The organism is Streptomyces sp. NPDC002573 (assembly GCF_042889625.1).
Classification (GTDB): domain Bacteria; phylum Actinomycetota; class Actinomycetes; order Streptomycetales; family Streptomycetaceae; genus Streptomyces; species Streptomyces gibsoniae.
Map to the genome: position 1 here is coordinate 20,947 of NZ_JBIARC010000010.1, position 17,771 is coordinate 38,717.

Here is a 17,771-nt window from a genome sequence, read left to right on the forward strand (position 1 = left end):
CCGCCGCTACGCCTCCCGGCGGACCTCCACCACGCGGAAGCGGTTCGCCACGAACGCGCCGTCGCACAGGGCCGCGTTGGCCGCCGGGTTGCCGCCCGAGCCGTGGAAGTCGGAGAAGGCGGCCGTCTGGTTCACGTACACCCCGCCGGTCAGGTTGAGCGAGAGCTGCGCGGACTCCTCCAGGCAGGCCTCCTCGACGGCCTGCTCGACCTCCTCGGATGTGGTGTAGGCGCCGACGGTCATCGCGCCCTTCTCCCGGACGGTGCGGCGCAGCAGCTCCACCGCGTCCGCCGCCGAGTCGACCGCGACGGCGAAGGAGACCGGACCGAAGCACTCGCTCATGTAGGCGGCCTCGGAGTCCGGCTTGGCGCCGTCGAGCTTCACGATCACGGGGGTGCGCACGACCGCCTGCGGAAACTCCGGGTTGGCGATCTCCCGGGAGGCCAGGGCGACCTCGCCGAGTCCGGCCGCCGCCTCCAGGCGGGCCTTGACGTCGGGGTTCACGATCGCGCCGAGCAGTGCGTTCGCCCGCGCGTCGTCGCCCAGGAGGCCGTCGACCGAGCGCGCGAGATCCGCGACCACCTCGTCGTACGACTTCGGGCCCTCGTCGGTGGTGATGCCGTCCCGCGGGATCAGCAGGTTCTGCGGGGTGGTGCACATCTGCCCGCTGTAGAGCGACAGGGAGAACGCCAGGTTGGACAGCATCCCCTTGTAGTCGCCGGTCGACTCCACGATCACCGTGTTGACGCCGGCCTTCTCCGTGTAGACCTGGGCCTGGCGGGCGTTGGTCTCCAGCCAGTCGCCGAACGCCGTGGAGCCCGTGTAGTCGATGATGCGGATCTCGGGGCGCACCGCGAGCGTCTTGGCGATGCCCTCGCCCGGGCGCTCGGCGGCCAGTGCCACCAGGTTCGGGTCGAAGCCCGCCTCGGCGAGCACCTCGCGGGCGATCTGCACGGTGAGGGCGAGCGGCAGCACCGCGCGCGGGTGCGGCTTGACGAGGACCGCGTTGCCGGTGGCCAGGGAGGCGAACAGGCCCGGGTAGCCGTTCCACGTCGGGAAGGTGTTGCAGCCGATGACCAGGGCGATGCCCCGCGGGACCGGCCGGAACGCCTTGGTGAGGACCAGTGGGTCGCGCTTGCCCTGGGGCTTGGTCCACTCCGCGGTCTCAGGCGTGCGGACCTGCTCCGCGTACGCGTACGCCACCGCCTCCAGGCCGCGGTCCTGGGCGTGCGGGCCGCCCGCCTGGAACGCCATCATGAACGCCTGGCCGCTGGTGTGCATGACCGCGTGCGCGAACTCGTGCGTCCGGTCGCTGATGCGCTTGAGGATCTCCAGACACACGAGCGCGCGCGTCTCGGGGCCCGCGTCCCGCCAGGCCCGCTGGCCGGCGCGCATGGCGGGCAGCAGGACGTCGATGTCCGCGTGGGGGTAGGTGATCCCCAGGTCGATCCCGTACGGCGAGACCTCGCCGCCCGTCCAGTCGTCCGTGCCCGGCTGGCCGAGGTCCAGGCGGGTGCCGAGGAGGGCGTCGAAGGCGGCCTTGCCGGCCGCGGCGTCCAGGCTGCTGTGCTCCCCGTAGGCCTTGGGGTGCTCGGGGTGCGGGGACCAGTACGCGCGGGTGCGGATGGCTTCCAGCGCCTGGTCGAGAGTGGGCCGGTGCTGGGCGATCAGCTGCTGCGCGGTGAGTTCGGCGGCCATGGGGGACCAACTCCTCGTCTCAAGAACTCTTCGTCGAGCTCATGACCTGGGCAGGAACAGGCGGACAGGGTTAGAGTAACCGAACGATCGGTCGGGACAAGGGGGCCTGCCGTATCTGTGGAAAACGGCGTGCGGGAGGATCGCGCACATGACAGCACTCGACCTCAGCAGCCCTGTGGCCGTCGTGGGCACCGGCACCATGGGCCAGGGCATCGCCCAGGTCGCGCTGGTCGCTGGTCACCCCGTACGGCTGTACGACGTCGCCCCGGGCCGCGCCCAGGAGGCCGCCGCCGCGATCGGTGCCCGCCTGGACCGGCTGGTGGAGAAGGACCGGCTCACCCCGGCCGAGCGGGACGGGGCCCGCGCCCGCCTGCTGCCCGTCGAGAACCTGGCCGAGCTCGCGGACTGCTCGCTCGTCGTGGAGGCGGTCCTGGAGCGTCTCGACGCCAAGCAGCAGCTGTTCCGGGACCTGGAGGACGTCGTCGGCGACGACTGCCTGCTCGCCACCAACACCTCGTCCCTGTCCGTGACCGCCGTCGGTGGCGCGCTGCGCCACCCGGGCCGCTTCGTCGGCCTGCACTTCTTCAATCCCGCGCCGCTGATGCCGCTGGTGGAGGTCGTCTCCGGGTTCGCCACCGACGTCACGTCCGCCACGCGCGCGTACGAGACGGCCCGCGCCTGGGGCAAGACGCCGGTCGCCTGTGCGGACACCCCCGGTTTCATCGTCAACCGCATCGCGCGGCCCTTCTACGCCGAGGCGTTCGCGGTGTACGAGGCGCAGGCCGCCGACCCCGCCACCATCGACGCGGTCCTGCGCGAGTCGGGCGGCTTCCGGATGGGCGCGTTCGAGCTGACCGACCTCATCGGGCAGGACGTCAACGAATCCGTCACCCGCTCCGTGTGGGAGTCCTTCTTCCAGGACGTCCGCTTCACCCCCTCCCTCGCCCAGCGGCGGCTGGTGGAGTCCGGCCGGCTCGGCCGCAAGGCCGGGCAGGGCTGGTACGGCTACGGGGACGCCGCCGAGCGGCCCGAGCCGCACACCGCGGAGCCGGCGCAGGCACCCGCGTACGTCGTCGCAGAGGGCGATCTGGGCCCCGCCTCGGAACTGCTCGCGTTGATCCGCGAGGCGGGCATCGGCTTCCGTGAGGACGAAGAGGACCACGGCACCCGTCTGGTGCTGCCCGGCGGCGGTCAGCTGGCTCTGGCGGACGGACAGACCTCTGTCGAGTTCCGGGACGTCGTCTACTTCGACCTGGCGCTCGACTACCGCAGGGCGACCCGGATCGCCCTGTCCGCCTCTCAGGACACCTCGCACCGGACCCTCGCCGAGGCCGTCGGGCTCTTCCAGGCGCTCGGCAAGGACGTCAGCGTCATCGGGGACGTGCCCGGCATGATCGTCGCCCGGACGGTGGCCCGGATCGTCGACCTGGCGCACGACGCCGTCGCCAAGGGCGTGGCCACCGAGGAGGACATCGACACCGCGATGCGGCTCGGCGTCAACTACCCCCTCGGCCCCTTCGAGTGGAGCCGCCGGCTCGGTCGCGGCTGGGCCTACGACCTCCTGGACGACCTGCACATGCGCGACCCCTCCGGACGGTACGCCCCGTCCCTCGCGCTCTACCGCCACGCGTACGCCTCCGAGAAGCGGGAGGGCACCTCATGACCACGGCCAGGCGCGACACGTACACCCCGGAGAGCCTGCTCTCCGTCGCCGTGCAGGTGTTCAACGAGCGCGGCTACGACGGCACCTCCATGGAGCACCTCTCCAAGGCCGCCGGCATCTCCAAGTCGTCGATCTACCACCATGTCTCGGGCAAGGAGGAGCTGCTGCGCCGGGCCGTCAGCCGGGCGCTGGACGGTCTCTTCGGGATCCTCGAGGAGGACCACGCGCGCGTGGGCCGTTCCGTGGAGCGGCTGGAGTACGTCGTGCGGCGCATGGTCGAGGTGCTCATCACCGAGCTGCCCTATGTGACGCTGCTGCTTCGGGTGCGCGGCAACACCGGCACCGAGCGGTGGGCGCTGGAGCGGCGCCGCGAGTTCGACCACCAGGTCGCCGAGCTGCTCAAGGCCGCCGCCGCCGACGGGGACGTACGCGGCGACATCGAGGTGCGGCTCGCGACACGGCTCGTCTTCGGGATGATCAACTCGATCGTGGAGTGGTACCGGCCCGAGGGGCGGGGCATGGGTGAGCGCGAAGTGGCCGACGCGGTCGTGCAGTTGGTCTTCTCGGGGCTGCGCACCGAGCACTGAGGGGCCGGATCGGACCGAGGCCCGCTCCTGTACGGCTCGTGGTCTGCCGGGTCTGCCTCGTCCACCTGGTCCGCCCGGTCAGCTGTCCGGTTCCAGATCCTCTTCCTCGAACACCAGCAGCGTGCGCGTGCTGAGCACTTCGGGGATCGCCTGGAGCCGGGTGAGGACCAGTTCGCGCAGGGCCCTGTTGTCGGGCGTGTGCACCAGGAGCAGGACGTCGAAGTCGCCGCCCACCAGAGCGATGTGGGAGGCGCCGGGGAGCAGGCGCAGCTGCTCGCGGACCGTGCGCCAGGAGTTCTGGACGATTTTCAGGTTGATGTACGCCGAGGTGCCCTGACCGGCGCGTTCATGGTTCACCCGGGCGCCGAAGCCGCGGATCACGCCGTCGTCGATGAGCCGGTTGATCCGTGCGTAGGCGTTGGCGCGGGAGACGTGCACATGCTCGGCGACCGACCGTATCGAGGCGCGGCCGTCCGATTGGAGTATCTGCAGGATGTCCCGGTCGATGGCGTCCAGGGGGCGAGGGGGCGGCAGGGCCGGGCCGTGCTCCGGTGGCTCGGCCATTTGTTCAGGTGCCATGTGCCCCCGCCTCTCTACCATGGACGTACTGCGTCCATCTCAGGTTGTGGAGAACCGTTTGTCCACAGCCCTGAGGCGCCTGTAGCCAAAATGTGCCGGCGACCGAACAATCGGTAGGTGAGGCGCATCACTCCCGTGGCGCGTCCGAAGCCGCTCCCACGAGGAGGTGCCGTCATGACGGTCATGGAGCAGCGGGGTGCCTACCGGCCGACCCCGCCGCCCGCCTGGCAGCCCCGTACCGATCCCGCTCCGCTGCTGCCCGATCCCCTGCCGTACCGCGTCCTCGGCACCGAGGCGGCCGCCAAGGCCGACCCGGAGCTGCTCGGTCGGCTGTACACCCAGCTGGTGCGCGGCCGCCGGTACAACGCGCAGGCGACGGCGCTCACCAAGCAGGGCCGCCTGGCCGTCTACCCCTCCAGCACCGGGCAGGAGGCCTGCCAGGTCGCCGCGGCGCTCGTCCTGGAGGAGCGCGACTGGCTCTTCCCCAGCTACCGCGACACGCTCGCGGCCGTCGCCCGCGGCGTCGACCCCGTCGAGGCCCTGACCCTGCTGCGCGGCGACTGGCACACCGGTTACGACCCCTACGAGCACCGGGTGGCCCCCCTGAGCACCCCGCTCGCCACCCAGTTGCCGCACGCGGTGGGGCTCGCCCACGCCGCCCGGCTCAAGGGCGACGACGTGGTCGCGCTCGCCCTGGTCGGCGACGGCGGCACCAGCGAGGGCGACTTCCACGAGGCGATGAACTTCGCCGCGGTGTGGCAGGCGCCGGTCGTCTTCCTGGTCCAGAACAACGGCTTCGCGATCTCCGTCCCGCTCGCCAAGCAGACCGCGGCGCCCTCCCTGGCGCACAAAGCGGTCGGCTACGGCATGCCGGGCCGACTGGTCGACGGGAACGACGCGGCGGCCGTGCACGAGGTCCTGGGCGAGGCCGTACGGCACGCCCGCGCGGGCGGCGGCCCCACCTTCGTCGAGGCGGTGACGTACCGCATCGACGCCCACACGAACGCCGATGACGCGACCCGCTACCGCGGCGACGCCGAGGTCGAGGCCTGGCAGGCGCACGACCCGGTCGTGCTGCTGGAGCGTGAGCTGACGCAGCGCGGCCTCCTCGACGAGGACGGGATACGGGCCGCGCGCGAGGACGCCGAGGCCATGGCGGCCGATCTGCGGGCGCGTATGAACCAGGACCCGGCGCTCGACCCCATGGATCTCTTCACCCATGTGTATGCCCAGCCCACCACCCAACTGATCGAACAGCAGGAGCAGTTGCGGGCGGAGCTGGACGCCGAGGCGGCCGGACCGGAAGGAGCCGGGCGATGACGACCGTTGCCCTCAAGCCGGCCACCATGGCGCAGGCCCTCACGCGCGCGATGCGCGACGCCATGGCGGCCGACCCGTCCGTGCACGTCATGGGCGAGGACGTCGGCACGCTCGGCGGTGTCTTCCGGGTCACGGACGGGCTCGCCAAGGAGTTCGGCGACGATCGCTGCACGGACACACCGCTCGCCGAGGCGGGCATCCTCGGCACGGCCGTCGGCATGGCGATGTACGGCCTCAGGCCGGTCGTGGAGATGCAGTTCGACGCCTTCGCCTACCCCGCCTTCGAGCAGCTGGTCAGCCATGTCTCGCGGATGCGCAACCGCACTCGCGGCGCGATGCCGCTGCCCCTGACGATCCGGGTCCCCTACGGGGGAGGCATCGGCGGCGTCGAGCACCACAGCGACTCCTCCGAGGCCTACTACATGGCGACCCCGGGCCTGCATGTCGTCACGCCCGCGACGGTCGCCGACGCCTATGGGCTGCTGCGCGCCGCCATCGCCTCCGACGACCCCGTCGTCTTCCTCGAACCCAAGCGGCTGTACTGGTCGAAGGCCTCCTGGAACCCCGACGAGCCCGACACGGTGGAGCCGATAGGCCGTGCCGCGGTGCGGCGTTCGGGCCGCAGCGCGACGCTCATCACCTACGGGCCCTCGGTCTCCGTCTGTCTGGAGGCGGCCGAGGCGGCACGCGCCGAGGGCTGGGACCTGGAAGTCGTCGATCTGCGCTCCCTGGTGCCGTTCGACGACGAGACGGTGACCGCGTCCGTGCGCCGCACGGGCCGGGCCGTGGTGGTGCACGAGTCGACCGGCTTCGGCGGGCCGGGCGGGGAGATCGCCGCGCGGGTGACCGAGCGCTGCTTCCATTATTTGGAGGCGCCGGTGCTGCGCGTGGCCGGATTCGACATCCCCTACCCGCCGCCGATGCTGGAGCGGCACCACCTGCCCGGCGTCGACCGGATCCTGGACGCCGTGGGGCGCCTGCAATGGGAGGCGGGGAGCTGATGGCCCAGGTGTTCGAGTTCAGGCTGCCCGACCTCGGGGAGGGGCTGACCGAGGCGGAGATCGTCCGCTGGCTGGTGAAGGTCGGGGACGTCGTCGCGGTCGACCAGCCGGTCGTCGAGGTCGAGACGGCCAAGGCCATGGTCGAGGTGCCCTGCCCCTACCAGGGCGTGGTCACGGCCCGCTTCGGCGAGGAGGGCACGGAACTCCCGGTCGGCGCACCGCTGTTGACGGTCGCCGTGGGTGCCCCCGCGGACGACGGCGAGGAATCGTCCGGGAACGTGCTGGTCGGGTACGGCACCTCGGCGGCTCCCGCCCGGCGCCGCCGCGTCCGGCCGCCCCAGCCCGGCGCCCGCCCCGCGGACCGAGCCTCGCGGGCGGTGGATTCCCTGGCCGCGGCTGCTCCGCTCCCGGCCGCCGCCGGACCCGCGCCCGCCACCCGGGCATCGGCGCTTCCCACGGGCTCCGCCGCCCTGACCCGGGTGGCTTCGGCCACGGCGGTCGCGGCCCCCGACCACCGCGCGGACGGCCACCGGCATCCCGACGGTCCCATCCCGGTGATCTCCCCGCTCGTCCGCAGGCTCGCCCGCGACAACGGGCTCGATCTGCGGCAGTTGACGGGCTCCGGGCCCGACGGGCTGATCCTGCGGGCGGACGTGGAGGACGCCCTGAGGGTGGCTGCGGCCCGCGGCGGTGCGACGAGGACCACGGCGGTCGCGGCCGGCTCCCCGGTTCCCGCCGGATCCGCTCCCGCCGCGCCCGCACCCGCAGCGGCAGGCGCGGCGACCACCTCCGGCACCCGGATCCCCCTCAAGGGCGTCCGCGGGGCCGTCGCCGACAAGCTCTCCCGGAGCCGGCGTGAGATCCCCGACGCGACCTGCTGGGTGGACGCCGACGCCACGGAACTGATGCGCGCGCGGACGGCCATGAACGCGGCGGGAGGCTCCAAGATCGCCCTGATCGCCCTGCTGGCCCGCATCTGCACCGCCGCGCTCGCCCGGTTCCCCGAGCTGAACTCCACCGTGGACCTGGAGGCCCGGGAGATCGTCCGGCTCGACCAGGTGCACCTCGGGTTCGCCGCCCAGACCGAACGGGGACTCGTCGTCCCCGTCGTGCGGGACGCGCACGCACGGGACGCCGAGTCGCTCACCGCGGAGTTCGCCCGGCTGACCGAGGCGGCCCGCGCCGGCACGCTCACCCCCGGGGAACTCACCGGCGGGACCTTCACGCTGAACAACTACGGAGTGTTCGGCGTCGACGGTTCGACACCGATCATCAACCACCCGGAGGCGGCCATGCTCGGCGTCGGCCGGATCGTCCCCAAGCCGTGGGTGCACGAGGGCGAGCTGGCGGTGCGGCAGGTCGTGCAGATCTCGCTCACCTTCGACCACCGGGTGTGCGACGGCGGCACGGCGGGCGGATTCCTGCGGTACGTGGCGGACTGCGTGGAACAGCCGGCGGTGCTGCTGCGCACGCTCTGAGGCGGGTCCCGGCACATCGGCCGTGAAACCGTGAGCAAGTTCCCGCACCCGGCCGATGTGCGGGGGTGTCACTGATCGAAGCGGCGCCCATACTCGGGAACATGACCGAGTACGAGCCCTCGGGCGACCCGGGCGCCGATGTGTACGACGCCGTCGTCCTGGCCGGCGGCGCCGCCCGGCGGCTCGGCGGGGCCGACAAGCCGGGTGTGCGCGTCGGCGGACGGGCGCTGCTCGACCGCGTCCTGGGGGCCTGCGCCGGCGCGGCCACCACGGTGGTCGTCGCCGGCCCCCGGCCCACCGCGTACCCCGTGCTCTGGGCCCGCGAGGAGCCACCGGGCGCCGGCCCCGTCGCCGCGCTCGACGCGGGGCTGCGACGCACCACGGCCCCGTGTGTGGTGGTGCTCTCCGCCGATCTGCCGTTCCTGGAGACGGGGACGGTACGACGGCTGCTGGCCGCGTTGCGGGCGAGCGGCGCCGAAGGGGCGGTGCTCACCGACCCCGAGGGGCGCGACCAGCCCCTCGTCGCCGCCTACCGGAGCGCGGCACTGCACCGCGAACTCGCACGGCTGGCCGCGGAACAGGGCCCTCCCGGCACACCGGGACTCCCCCGTCCGCCAGAACCCGGCGATCCCTCGGAACTCCCCGCGCGCCCCGGTCTTGCCGGGCTTCCGCTGCGGCGGCTGGTCGCCGGGCTCGGCCTCACCCGTGTCGCCGACCCCGTCGCGTCCTTCGACTGCGACACCTGGGACGACATCGCCGCCGCCCGATCACGAATCAGGGAGCATGGGCACGTGTTGGATGAATGGATTTCCGCAGTCAAGGACGAACTGGGCATCGACCTCGACGTCGACACCGGCGTCCTCCTCGACCTCGCTCGCGACGCCGCGCACGGAGTGGCCCGGCCCGCGGCCCCGCTGACGACGTTCCTCGTCGGCTACGCCGCCGCGCAGGCGCAGGGAGGCCCCGAAGCGGTCGCCGAGGCCGCCCGCAAGGCCGCCGCCCTGGCCCTGCGCTGGGCGGACGAGGAGGCCGCCGAGGCCAAGCCGGACGCCGGATGAGAGGGAGAGGCGTCCGGGGAGGCCCGGACACCGACGAACGGTATGTGGAGGAGGCTCTGGCCGTGGTCGACGACAGCGGCGGGCGCGGCCGTCCGGGCGAGGTCCGCTCCGCCCGCCCGGCCGAGCAGCGGCACGACCCGGAACAGCACGACCGGGACCTCGACGAGGCCCTCGCCCTGGTACGGGACCTCGGCCCGCGCGACGGCCGGTCCGATCCGCGTACGCCCGGAACCGGACCCAGCACCCCCCGGCATTCCGGCGCCCGCGACGGGGGCCAGGACGGCTCGGCAGCCTCGTCCGAGCACCACCCGGGCCACCAGGCCACGCCCTGGCCCGAGGCCCGTGCAGTCGCCGCGCGCGCTGCCCGTTCCGTGCCCCGCCGCGACCCGATCGACGTGCTCCTCGACGCCGCCCTCGGCCTGGTTCTCGCCGACCCCCTCACCGCGCTGACCGACCTCCCCTCCTTCAACACCTCCGCCATGGACGGCTGGGCGGTCGCGGGCCCCGGCCCCTGGGACGTACGGGAGGAGGGAGTCCTCGCCGGGCACACGGAGCCCGCTCCCCTCGAGGACGGGGAGGCCGTGCGGATCGCCACCGGTGCGCGCATCCCTCCGGACACCACCGCGGTACTGCGCAGCGAACACGGGCGTACGGACGACAAGGGCCGGCTGCACGCCGCCCTGCCCCCGGCTCTCGGCTCCGCGCGGACCGGGGGCACTCCCACGGTCGCGCACGGCCAGGACATCCGGCCGCGCGGCCAGGAGTGCCACGCGGGCGACCAGTTGCTCCCCCCGGGGGCCCTGATCACCCCGGCCGTGCTCGGGCTCGCCGCGGCCGCCGGGTACGACACGCTGTCTGTGTGGCCCCGCCCCCGGGTCGAAGTTCTGGTCCTGGGAGACGAGTTGCTCACCGAGGGGCCGCCCAGGGACGGTCTGATCCGGGATGCGCTCGGCCCGATGCTGCCGCCCTGGCTGCGTGCGCTCGGCGCGGACGTGGTGGCCGTTCGCCGACTCGGCGACGACGCCGAGGCCCTGCACCGGGCGGTCACCTCCTCGACGGCCGACATGGTCGTCACGACCGGGGGGACGGCCGGGGGACCCGTCGACCATGTCCACCCCACCCTGCGCCGCATGGACGCCGAACTCCTCGTGGACGGCGTGGAGGTGCGTCCGGGACATCCCATGCTCCTGGCCCGCACCCGGGACGACCAGCACCTCGTCGGGCTGCCCGGCAACCCCCTCGCGGCCGTCTCCGGCCTGCTCACCCTCGCCGAGCCCCTGCTGCGCGGCCTGACGGGGCGTGTGGCCCCCGAGCCGTACACGCTGCCCCTGAAGGGCTCCACCCACGGTCACCCGTATGACACCCGGCTCGTCCCCGTCGCCGTTCGTGCCGACCATGCGGTGCCGCTGCACTACAACGGTCCGGCCATGCTGCGCGGCATCGCCGCCGCGGACGCCTTGGCGGTCGTACCGCCCGGGGGTGCCCAGCCCGGTCAGGAGCTGGAACTGCTGGACCTGCCCTGGGTGTGGGCGCAGTGATCCGGAACCGGGGGAGATGGGGAGTGTTTCACGTGAAACATCGGAATCCGGCGCCCTTGCACCGCCCCGACGGGGCGCAACCCTGCCCCACCTGAGGCATCTCTCGTCCGCCACCGGGAACTGCTCGACGGGGCGGCCGACCGCCAGGAGTAGCGTCCCTCTCATGTACGCGATCACGATTCCTGAACCCGGTGGGCCCGAGGCGCTGGTGTGGGCGGAGGTCCCCGACCCCGTACCCGCCGAGGGAGAGGTGCTGGTCGAGGTGGCGGCCAGCGCCGTCAACCGCGCCGACCTCCTCCAGCGTGCGGGCCACTACAACCCGCCGCCCGGTGCCTCCCCGTACCCCGGACTCGAGTGCTCCGGCCGGATCGCCGCCCTCGGTCCCGGTGTCTCCGGATGGGCCGTCGGTGACGAGGTGTGCGCACTGCTCGCGGGCGGTGGCTATGCCGAGAAGGTCGCGGTCCCGGCCGGACAGCTGCTGCCGGTGCCGAAGGGCCTGGAACTGCGTCAGGCGGCCGCGCTGCCGGAGGTGACCTGCACGGTCTGGTCGAATGTGTTCATGGTCGCCCATCTCCGTCCGGGTGAGACGCTGCTTGTGCACGGCGGCACCAGCGGTATCGGGACGATGGCGATTCAGCTGGCCAAGGCGGTGGGCGCGAAGGTGGCGGTCACGGCGGGCAGCAAGGAGAAGCTGGAGCGCTGCGCCGAACTGGGCGCGGACGTGCTGATCAACTATCGCGAGCAGGACTTCGTGGAGGAGGTCCGGCAGGCCACGGCCGGGGCGGGTGCGGACGTCATCCTCGACAACATGGGTGCCAAGTACCTGAACCGCAATGTCCAGGCCCTCGCGCTGAACGGCCGGCTGGCGATCATCGGCATGCAGGGCGGTGTGCAGGGCGAACTGGACATCAACGCTCTGCTGCGGAAGCAGGCGGCGATCACCGCGACCTCGCTCCGAGCGCGCCCGCTGGGGGAGAAGGCGGCGATCGTGGCAGCGGTGCGGGAACACGTCTGGCCGCTGATCTCCTCGGGCCATGTGCGTCCGGTCATCGACCGCGAGATCCCGATGAGCGACGCGGCCGAGGCCCACCGGGTGCTGGACGAGAGCGGTCACATCGGAAAGGTGCTGCTGGTCAAGCCCTGAGGGATGGCCGGTTCGGCACCGGCGAGGGACGGTGGCCTGGTCACTCCCGGCGCAGGCGCAGACCGAGCAGCGCGATCGCCAGGCCGAGGCCGATGAGCATCAGGCCGCTGCCGAGGGGAAGGACCTCGACCATCGGTCTCGGCGCGGCGGCCTGCTGAGCGGGCAGCGCGGAGGCCTGGGCGGAGGTCTGGGAAGGGGCGGGCAGGGTTCCCGGGGGGACGGCCGCACCGAGGGAGGCCCCCGCGTCCGCGCTGGAGTCCTCCGTGTCGGGTTCCGTCGAGGTCGTGGCGCCCTCTTCGTCCGGTGCCGTCTCGGCGGGGTCCGTGTACGCGCCGTCGCCCTCGTCCTCCCCCGGCTCGGTGCCGGTCTCTCCGGGCTGTACCCGCCCCTCACCGGCCCAGTTGCCGGGCCGGGAGGGGTCGGCCGAGGGCTGGGAGGGAGAGGACGAGGGGGACGGGAGCGAGAGCGGAGCGGCGGGGTGAGGGGGTGGAGCGGTCACCGGGTACCCCAGCGCCGCCGTCCCGGGGGGTGACATGGATGACGGGGGGCCCGCGGCCGCTGCGGGGGACGCCGCGGTCGTTCCCGAGGGCAGGGGCTGAACGGAGTACGAGCCGGTCCGGTCGTCGTGTGCGGGCCGTATCCCGAAGCCGGGCGATATGACGTATGCGGCGGCTATCCCGTACGCGGTGAGGACGGCGGTCGTCGTCAGGACCGGTGGCAGGACGGCGGCGCGGAGTGTGCGGAACGTGGACGGCGTACGCAGCCATGGAGTCACGCGCGTGACCCCCTCCCGTGCTCGGAGGGCAAGATCAACGGAACCAGCGTCACACGGCCCCCCGTGTCCGGCATCTCGACCGCCCGCCGCTCAGTCGCCCCCGGTCCCGGCCCCGCCCGGCCCCGGCGAGTGCGGCCGGCGCCTGTCCGGTGGCGTTCGGAGGGTGGATCACCCTTCACCGAGGGCACATGGCTGATGTCGTGTACGGGTACGAGAGAATGGCCGCATGGAGATGCCGAGGAACGACAGGTCGTCGGAGAACCCCCAGAAGATCCTGGTCGTAGGCCAGGACGGAATGGCTCTCGGCGGCACCGGAGACGATGACTCCCGCGAGATCCCGGTGACGGAGCAGGTGGAGCAGCCGGCGAAGGTCATGCGGATCGGCAGCATGATCAAGCAGCTGCTGGAGGAGGTGCGCGCCGCTCCTCTGGACGAGGCGAGCCGACAGCGTCTGAAGGAGATCCACGCCAGCTCGGTGAAGGAGCTGGAGGACGGTCTCGCTCCCGAGCTAGTCGAGGAGCTCGAGCGGCTCTCCCTGCCCTTCACGGACGAGGCGATCCCGAGCGACGCGGAACTGCGCATCGCGCAGGCACAGCTGGTGGGCTGGCTGGAGGGCCTCTTCCACGGGATCCAGACCACGCTGTTCGCCCAGCAGATGGCGGCGCGGGCCCAGCTGGAGCAGATGCGCCGCGCCCTCCCGCCCGGCGTCGGCTCCCCCGACGGCGAGGAGGACCTCCGCACGGGCGGCCGTGCGGGCGGCCCGTACCTGTGATCCCGGCCGTGCGGGCCGGTCGAGCCCGGCCGCACGAGTCCCCGACCCCGTTCATGAGAAGGGTCCGGCACCACGACGGTGCCGGGCCCTTTGCACTGTGCCAGGAGCGGCGGCCCGCAACGTGCCCGACGACGACAGGCGGTGTTCGCGCGCGTGAGTTTCGCCACGGACGCCGCCTCGCGGCGGAACTGCCCCTGGGCGGCCCGTTCGCGACCCCGGCCCGGTGTGAAGTGTCCTGATCGGAATCTGGCAATCCGGCACCGCGTCCTGTAGGAGACGCATCGAAGCCCTGGCTCCCGCCGGGCGAGGCGCGTGGCTGTCGCCGGCCGCCGACCGGGGGATCGCCCCGCACACCGGCCTGGTGCGCCGTCGTGGCGCATGCCCGGCCCGGGTCCCGTGGTCCCCCCTCGTGCGCGCCGGCGGCGGCTCGCCGTGCTCCCGCCCTCCGCGATCGACAGGCGTGCCGTCGCCGATCCGGAGCGGTTGCTCCGTGATCGACGGATCTCTTCCGGCCATGTCTGTCCGGTGGCACCGACATGCCCGGCCCGGTGCCCGTTCGTGACCGTACGCGCAAGAAGCATCGCGTAAGCGTTACGGGGGTCGTACGGCCTGTGGACGGAATTTGCACATGGGACCGGGCACACGGTTTGATGACCGGTCCGTCTCGGATGCATCTCGGACCGGGGCCTTGCGCGGAGCCTGTAGCGTGGCCCGTCGGAGACCGTAACAACCACCGCGCAGACCGCGGGCAGAAACGACGGCGAGGACTGATGGCACAGACGCAGCGCGCCCAGGGCCCGTCCGACCCCGAGGCGACTGGCGGCGGGATGTCAGACGCGCCGGAGAACTGGGGCAACGGCGGGCTTGTCGGGGACGGCCGGTACCGGCTGACGCGCAGACTCGGCCGGGGTGGCATGGCCGAGGTGTTCGCGGCCGAGGACGTGCGCCTCGGGCGGACGGTGGCGGTCAAGCTGCTCCGGGCCGACCTGGCCGAGGACCCGGTCTCCAAGGCCCGCTTCACGCGCGAGGCCCAGTCGGTGGCCGGCCTCAACCACCACGCGATCGTCGCCGTGTACGACTCCGGCGAGGACCACGTGGGCGGCCAGTCGGTGCCGTACATCGTGATGGAGCTGGTCGAGGGCCGTACCATCCGCGAACTGCTGCTCAACGCGGAGGCACCCGGACCCGAGCAGGCCCTGATCATCGTCTCGGGCGTCCTGGAGGCGCTCGCCTACTCGCACCAGCACGGCATCGTGCACCGCGACATCAAGCCGGCGAACGTCATCATCACCAACAACGGCGCCGTGAAGGTGATGGACTTCGGCATCGCGCGCGCCCTGCACGGGGCGTCCACGACGATGACGCAGACCGGCATGGTCATGGGCACGCCGCAGTACCTCTCCCCGGAGCAGGCGCTCGGCAAGGCCGTCGACTACCGCTCGGACCTGTACGCGACGGGCTGTCTGCTGTACGAACTGCTCGCGCTGCGGCCCCCGTTCGTCGGCGAGACCCCGCTGTCCGTGGTGTACCAGCACGTCCAGGACATCCCGGTGCCCCCATCCCAGCTCCCGGAGAGCGCCTCGCCGCCGGAGCTGGACGGGCTCGTGATGCGGTCCCTGGCGAAGGAGCCGGACGACCGCTTCCAGACCGCGGAGGAGATGCGCGGTCTGTCCCAGTACGCCCTGCAGATGCTGTACGACCAGGGCGGACACACCGGCACCTGGAACACCGGCCCGGTCGAGATGCACGAGGGCCGGCACACCCCCGCGGGAGGCTTCGCCGGTACGACGGTGATGCCGCACCCGGGTGAGTCCGGCACCACGCAGATTCCGCAGCCCATCCTGCCCACGGGGTACGGCTCCCGGGACGACGGCGGCTTCGAGGGGCACGGCAACCACGGCAGCGGACGCGGCAAGCTGTGGATCCTCGCGGTCCTCGCGATCATCGCCGTCGCGGCGGGCGTCGCGCTGGCGCTGCACAACACGGGCGGCAACGGCGGCGGAACGGGCACCACGCAGTCACCGGCCGCGACCCAGAGCAAGGACGACAAGCAGTCCGAGCAGACGCCGAGCGACGAGGCCACCGACACGTCCACGGACGGCAACTCGGACCCGGGCGCCGGCTCGGACTACACGCCCTCGTACAAGCCGTCGTACACCTACAGCGAGCAGCCGTCGACGCAGCCGTCGACGACGCCTGACCAGCCGAGCACCCCGCCCACCCAGTCGGCCCCCTCGAACCAGCCGACGGACACGCCCACGGGCGGCGGCGAGCCCTCGGACCCGACGGCGACCGGCGGTGGCGGGGACACCACGGGCGTGGGCGACCCGCAGGTGCCCTGACGGGCCCCAGGGCCTGACGGAGCCCGCCGGGACGTCACGGAAGGACCGGTGGGACGAGAGCAGGGCGACGGCCGCCGCGTGACCGGCTCCCGTCCGACGACACGAGGGGGGCCGCCCCGCGAAAACGGCCGCCACGCGCGCGTGGGACCCGGAGACGGGCTCCGCGCGCGCGTGTGCTTTCACGGGGCTCCACGCGCGCGTGCGGAGAAGAAGCCGGGCGCGGTCGGGGACGGGACGGAGCCCGCGCGAGCGGGGTGATCGTCACGCGACGACACCAGCACCACCTCAGAATGAGTCTTCCCGTGCTCCAGGTGAGCGGGATAACGTGCCGTTGTTCCGGCCCCCTGCAAGGCTGTGACCAGCATCTGTGCCCGACTTACTCGATTTACTTGGATATCCAAGTAAAATCCCAGGTCAGGAGGGGTTTCACAGAAATGTGGCGCACTGGGTAACGTGCCCTTTGCAGGGCGCTCGCCGGGGCACCTGTCACGTCTGTCTCGAACGCGTCGCACCCACCCCGTGCGTCCGTGCGCTGCAGGCGAGCCGCTCTCACCGGCCCCAAGCGGGCCGAGGGGATCCCCAGGCACCCGGCGAACCCGGGGGCCGGACCGACGGAGGAGCACACGTGACCGTGGAGAGCACTGCCGCGCGCAAGCCGCGACGCAGCGCCGGAAGCAAAGCCGGCACCACCGGCAGCAAGCGCACCACCCGCACCACGCCCAAGAAGGGTGCCGAGGCGGATCTCGTTCAGTTGCTGACGCCCGAGGGCGAGCGCGTCGAGAACCCGGAGTACGACCGGTATGTCGAGGGCATCACGCCCGAGCAGCTGCGCGGCCTCTATCGGGACATGGTGCTGACCCGACGCTTCGACGCGGAGGCCACCTCCCTGCAGCGCCAGGGAGAGCTGGGTCTGTGGGCCTCGCTGCTCGGCCAGGAGGCCGCCCAGATCGGTTCGGGCCGGGCCACCCGCGAGGACGACTACGTCTTCCCGACCTACCGCGAGCACGGCGTGGCCTGGTGCCGCGGGGTCGACCCCACCAACCTGCTCGGCATGTTCCGCGGTGTGAACAACGGCGGCTGGGATCCCAACAGCAACAACTTCCAGCTCTACACGATCGTCATCGGCTCGCAGACGCTGCACGCCACGGGCTACGCCATGGGCGTCGCCAAGGACGGGGCGGACTCGGCCGTGATCGCGTACTTCGGTGACGGCGCCTCCAGCCAGGGCGATGTCGCGGAGTCGTTCACGTTCGCGGCGGTCTACAACGCGCCGGTGGTGTTCTTCTGCCAGAACAACCAGTGGGCGATCTCCGAGCCGACCGAGAAGCAGACCCGTGTGCCGCTCTACCAGCGGGCGCAGGGCTTCGGCTTCCCGGGCGTGCGCGTGGACGGCAACGACGTGCTGGCCTGTCTCGCGGTCACGAAGTGGGCGCTGGAGCGGGCGCGCAACGGCGAGGGCCCGACCCTGGTCGAGGCGTTCACGTACCGCATGGGCGCGCACACGACCTCCGACGACCCGACCCGCTACCGACACGACGACGAGCGGGCCGCCTGGGAGGCGAAGGACCCGATCGCCCGCCTGCGGGCCTACCTCCTTGCCTCGAACCACGCGGACGAGGGATTCTTCGCGGAACTCGAGGCGGAGAGCGAAGCGTTGGGAAGGCGGGTGCGTGAAGCGGTCCGCGCCATGCCGGACCCGGACCACTTCGCCATCTTCGAGAACGTGTACGCGGACGGGCATGCGCTCGTCGACGAGGAGCGGGCCCAGTTCGCCGCCTACCAGGCGTCGTTCGCGGACGCTGAAGGGGGCAAGTGA

The 17,771-nt window shown here is 72.5% G+C and carries 14 protein-coding genes; 11 read left to right on the top strand and 3 right to left on the bottom strand.

Translation table 11 applies throughout. The features are described 5' to 3' along the window. Positions 1–6 precede the first annotated feature (6 nt). On the bottom strand, positions 7–1,698 hold the full coding sequence (gene paaN / locus ACFYX0_RS12355; RefSeq protein WP_388969588.1) for a phenylacetic acid degradation protein PaaN: 1,692 nt from the start codon (positions 1,696–1,698) through the stop codon (positions 7–9). A 148-nt stretch (positions 1,699–1,846) separates the two neighbouring features. Between paaN and ACFYX0_RS12360 the strand changes: the two genes are divergently transcribed. After that, positions 1,847–3,361 (top strand): 3-hydroxyacyl-CoA dehydrogenase, encoded by a 1,515-nt coding sequence (locus ACFYX0_RS12360; protein ID WP_388969590.1) that lies wholly within the window; start codon positions 1,847–1,849, stop codon positions 3,359–3,361. Then, positions 3,358–3,948 (top strand): TetR/AcrR family transcriptional regulator, encoded by a 591-nt coding sequence (locus ACFYX0_RS12365; RefSeq protein WP_388969592.1) that lies wholly within the window; start codon positions 3,358–3,360, stop codon positions 3,946–3,948. Before ACFYX0_RS12360 ends, ACFYX0_RS12365 begins: the two co-directional genes overlap by 4 nt. 78 nt (positions 3,949–4,026) lie before the next feature. On the opposite strand, the gene ACFYX0_RS12370 is transcribed toward ACFYX0_RS12365, so the two are convergent. Then, positions 4,027–4,512 (bottom strand): Lrp/AsnC family transcriptional regulator, encoded by a 486-nt coding sequence (locus ACFYX0_RS12370; protein WP_388969826.1) that lies wholly within the window; start codon positions 4,510–4,512, stop codon positions 4,027–4,029. 189 nt (positions 4,513–4,701) lie between these two features. On the opposite strand from ACFYX0_RS12370, the gene pdhA (ACFYX0_RS12375) reads away from it, so the two are divergent. The 6 genes from pdhA (ACFYX0_RS12375) to ACFYX0_RS12400 all read left to right on the top strand — a co-directional run bounded on the left by pdhA (ACFYX0_RS12375) (position 4,702) and on the right by ACFYX0_RS12400 (position 12,066). Beyond that, positions 4,702–5,847 (top strand): pyruvate dehydrogenase (acetyl-transferring) E1 component subunit alpha, encoded by a 1,146-nt coding sequence (gene pdhA / locus ACFYX0_RS12375; protein ID WP_388969594.1) that lies wholly within the window; start codon positions 4,702–4,704, stop codon positions 5,845–5,847. Next, a complete protein-coding gene (locus ACFYX0_RS12380; RefSeq protein WP_388969597.1) occupies positions 5,844–6,848 on the top strand; it encodes an alpha-ketoacid dehydrogenase subunit beta in 1,005 nt (334 codons plus the stop codon). Before pdhA (ACFYX0_RS12375) ends, ACFYX0_RS12380 begins: the two co-directional genes overlap by 4 nt. Further along, positions 6,848–8,326: a dihydrolipoamide acetyltransferase family protein gene (locus ACFYX0_RS12385; RefSeq protein WP_388969599.1), complete on the top strand. Its 1,479-nt coding sequence runs from the start codon at positions 6,848–6,850 to the stop codon at positions 8,324–8,326. Before ACFYX0_RS12380 ends, ACFYX0_RS12385 begins: the two co-directional genes overlap by 1 nt. 101 nt (positions 8,327–8,427) lie before the next feature. After that, positions 8,428–9,384, top strand: a complete 957-nt coding sequence (locus ACFYX0_RS12390; RefSeq protein WP_388969601.1) for an NTP transferase domain-containing protein — start codon at positions 8,428–8,430, stop codon at positions 9,382–9,384. Further along, positions 9,381–10,922, top strand: a complete 1,542-nt coding sequence (locus ACFYX0_RS12395) for a molybdopterin molybdotransferase MoeA (protein ID WP_388969603.1) — start codon at positions 9,381–9,383, stop codon at positions 10,920–10,922. Before ACFYX0_RS12390 ends, ACFYX0_RS12395 begins: the two co-directional genes overlap by 4 nt. 163 nt (positions 10,923–11,085) lie before the next feature. After that, positions 11,086–12,066 (top strand): NAD(P)H-quinone oxidoreductase, encoded by a 981-nt coding sequence (locus ACFYX0_RS12400; RefSeq protein WP_355906478.1) that lies wholly within the window; start codon positions 11,086–11,088, stop codon positions 12,064–12,066. A gap of 40 nt (positions 12,067–12,106) precedes the next feature. Here ACFYX0_RS12400 and ACFYX0_RS12405 read toward each other — a convergent pair whose 3' ends face one another. Next, entirely contained in the window at positions 12,107–12,841 is a 735-nt protein-coding gene (locus ACFYX0_RS12405; RefSeq protein ID WP_388969604.1) for a hypothetical protein, read from the bottom strand. A 226-nt stretch (positions 12,842–13,067) separates the two neighbouring features. On the opposite strand from ACFYX0_RS12405, the gene ACFYX0_RS12410 reads away from it, so the two are divergent. The 3 genes from ACFYX0_RS12410 (at position 13,068) to pdhA (ACFYX0_RS12420) (ending at position 17,771) form a co-directional block, all read left to right on the top strand. Next, positions 13,068–13,613: a bacterial proteasome activator family protein gene (locus ACFYX0_RS12410; protein WP_388969606.1), complete on the top strand. Its 546-nt coding sequence runs from the start codon at positions 13,068–13,070 to the stop codon at positions 13,611–13,613. Positions 13,614–14,383: 770 nt separating this feature from the next. Beyond that, positions 14,384–15,955, top strand: a complete 1,572-nt coding sequence (locus tag ACFYX0_RS12415) for a protein kinase (protein ID WP_388969608.1) — start codon at positions 14,384–14,386, stop codon at positions 15,953–15,955. Between the two features lie 625 nt (positions 15,956–16,580). Beyond that, positions 16,581–17,771, top strand: coding sequence for a pyruvate dehydrogenase (acetyl-transferring) E1 component subunit alpha (gene pdhA / locus ACFYX0_RS12420; RefSeq protein ID WP_355906466.1), 1,191 nt, complete (start codon positions 16,581–16,583; stop codon positions 17,769–17,771).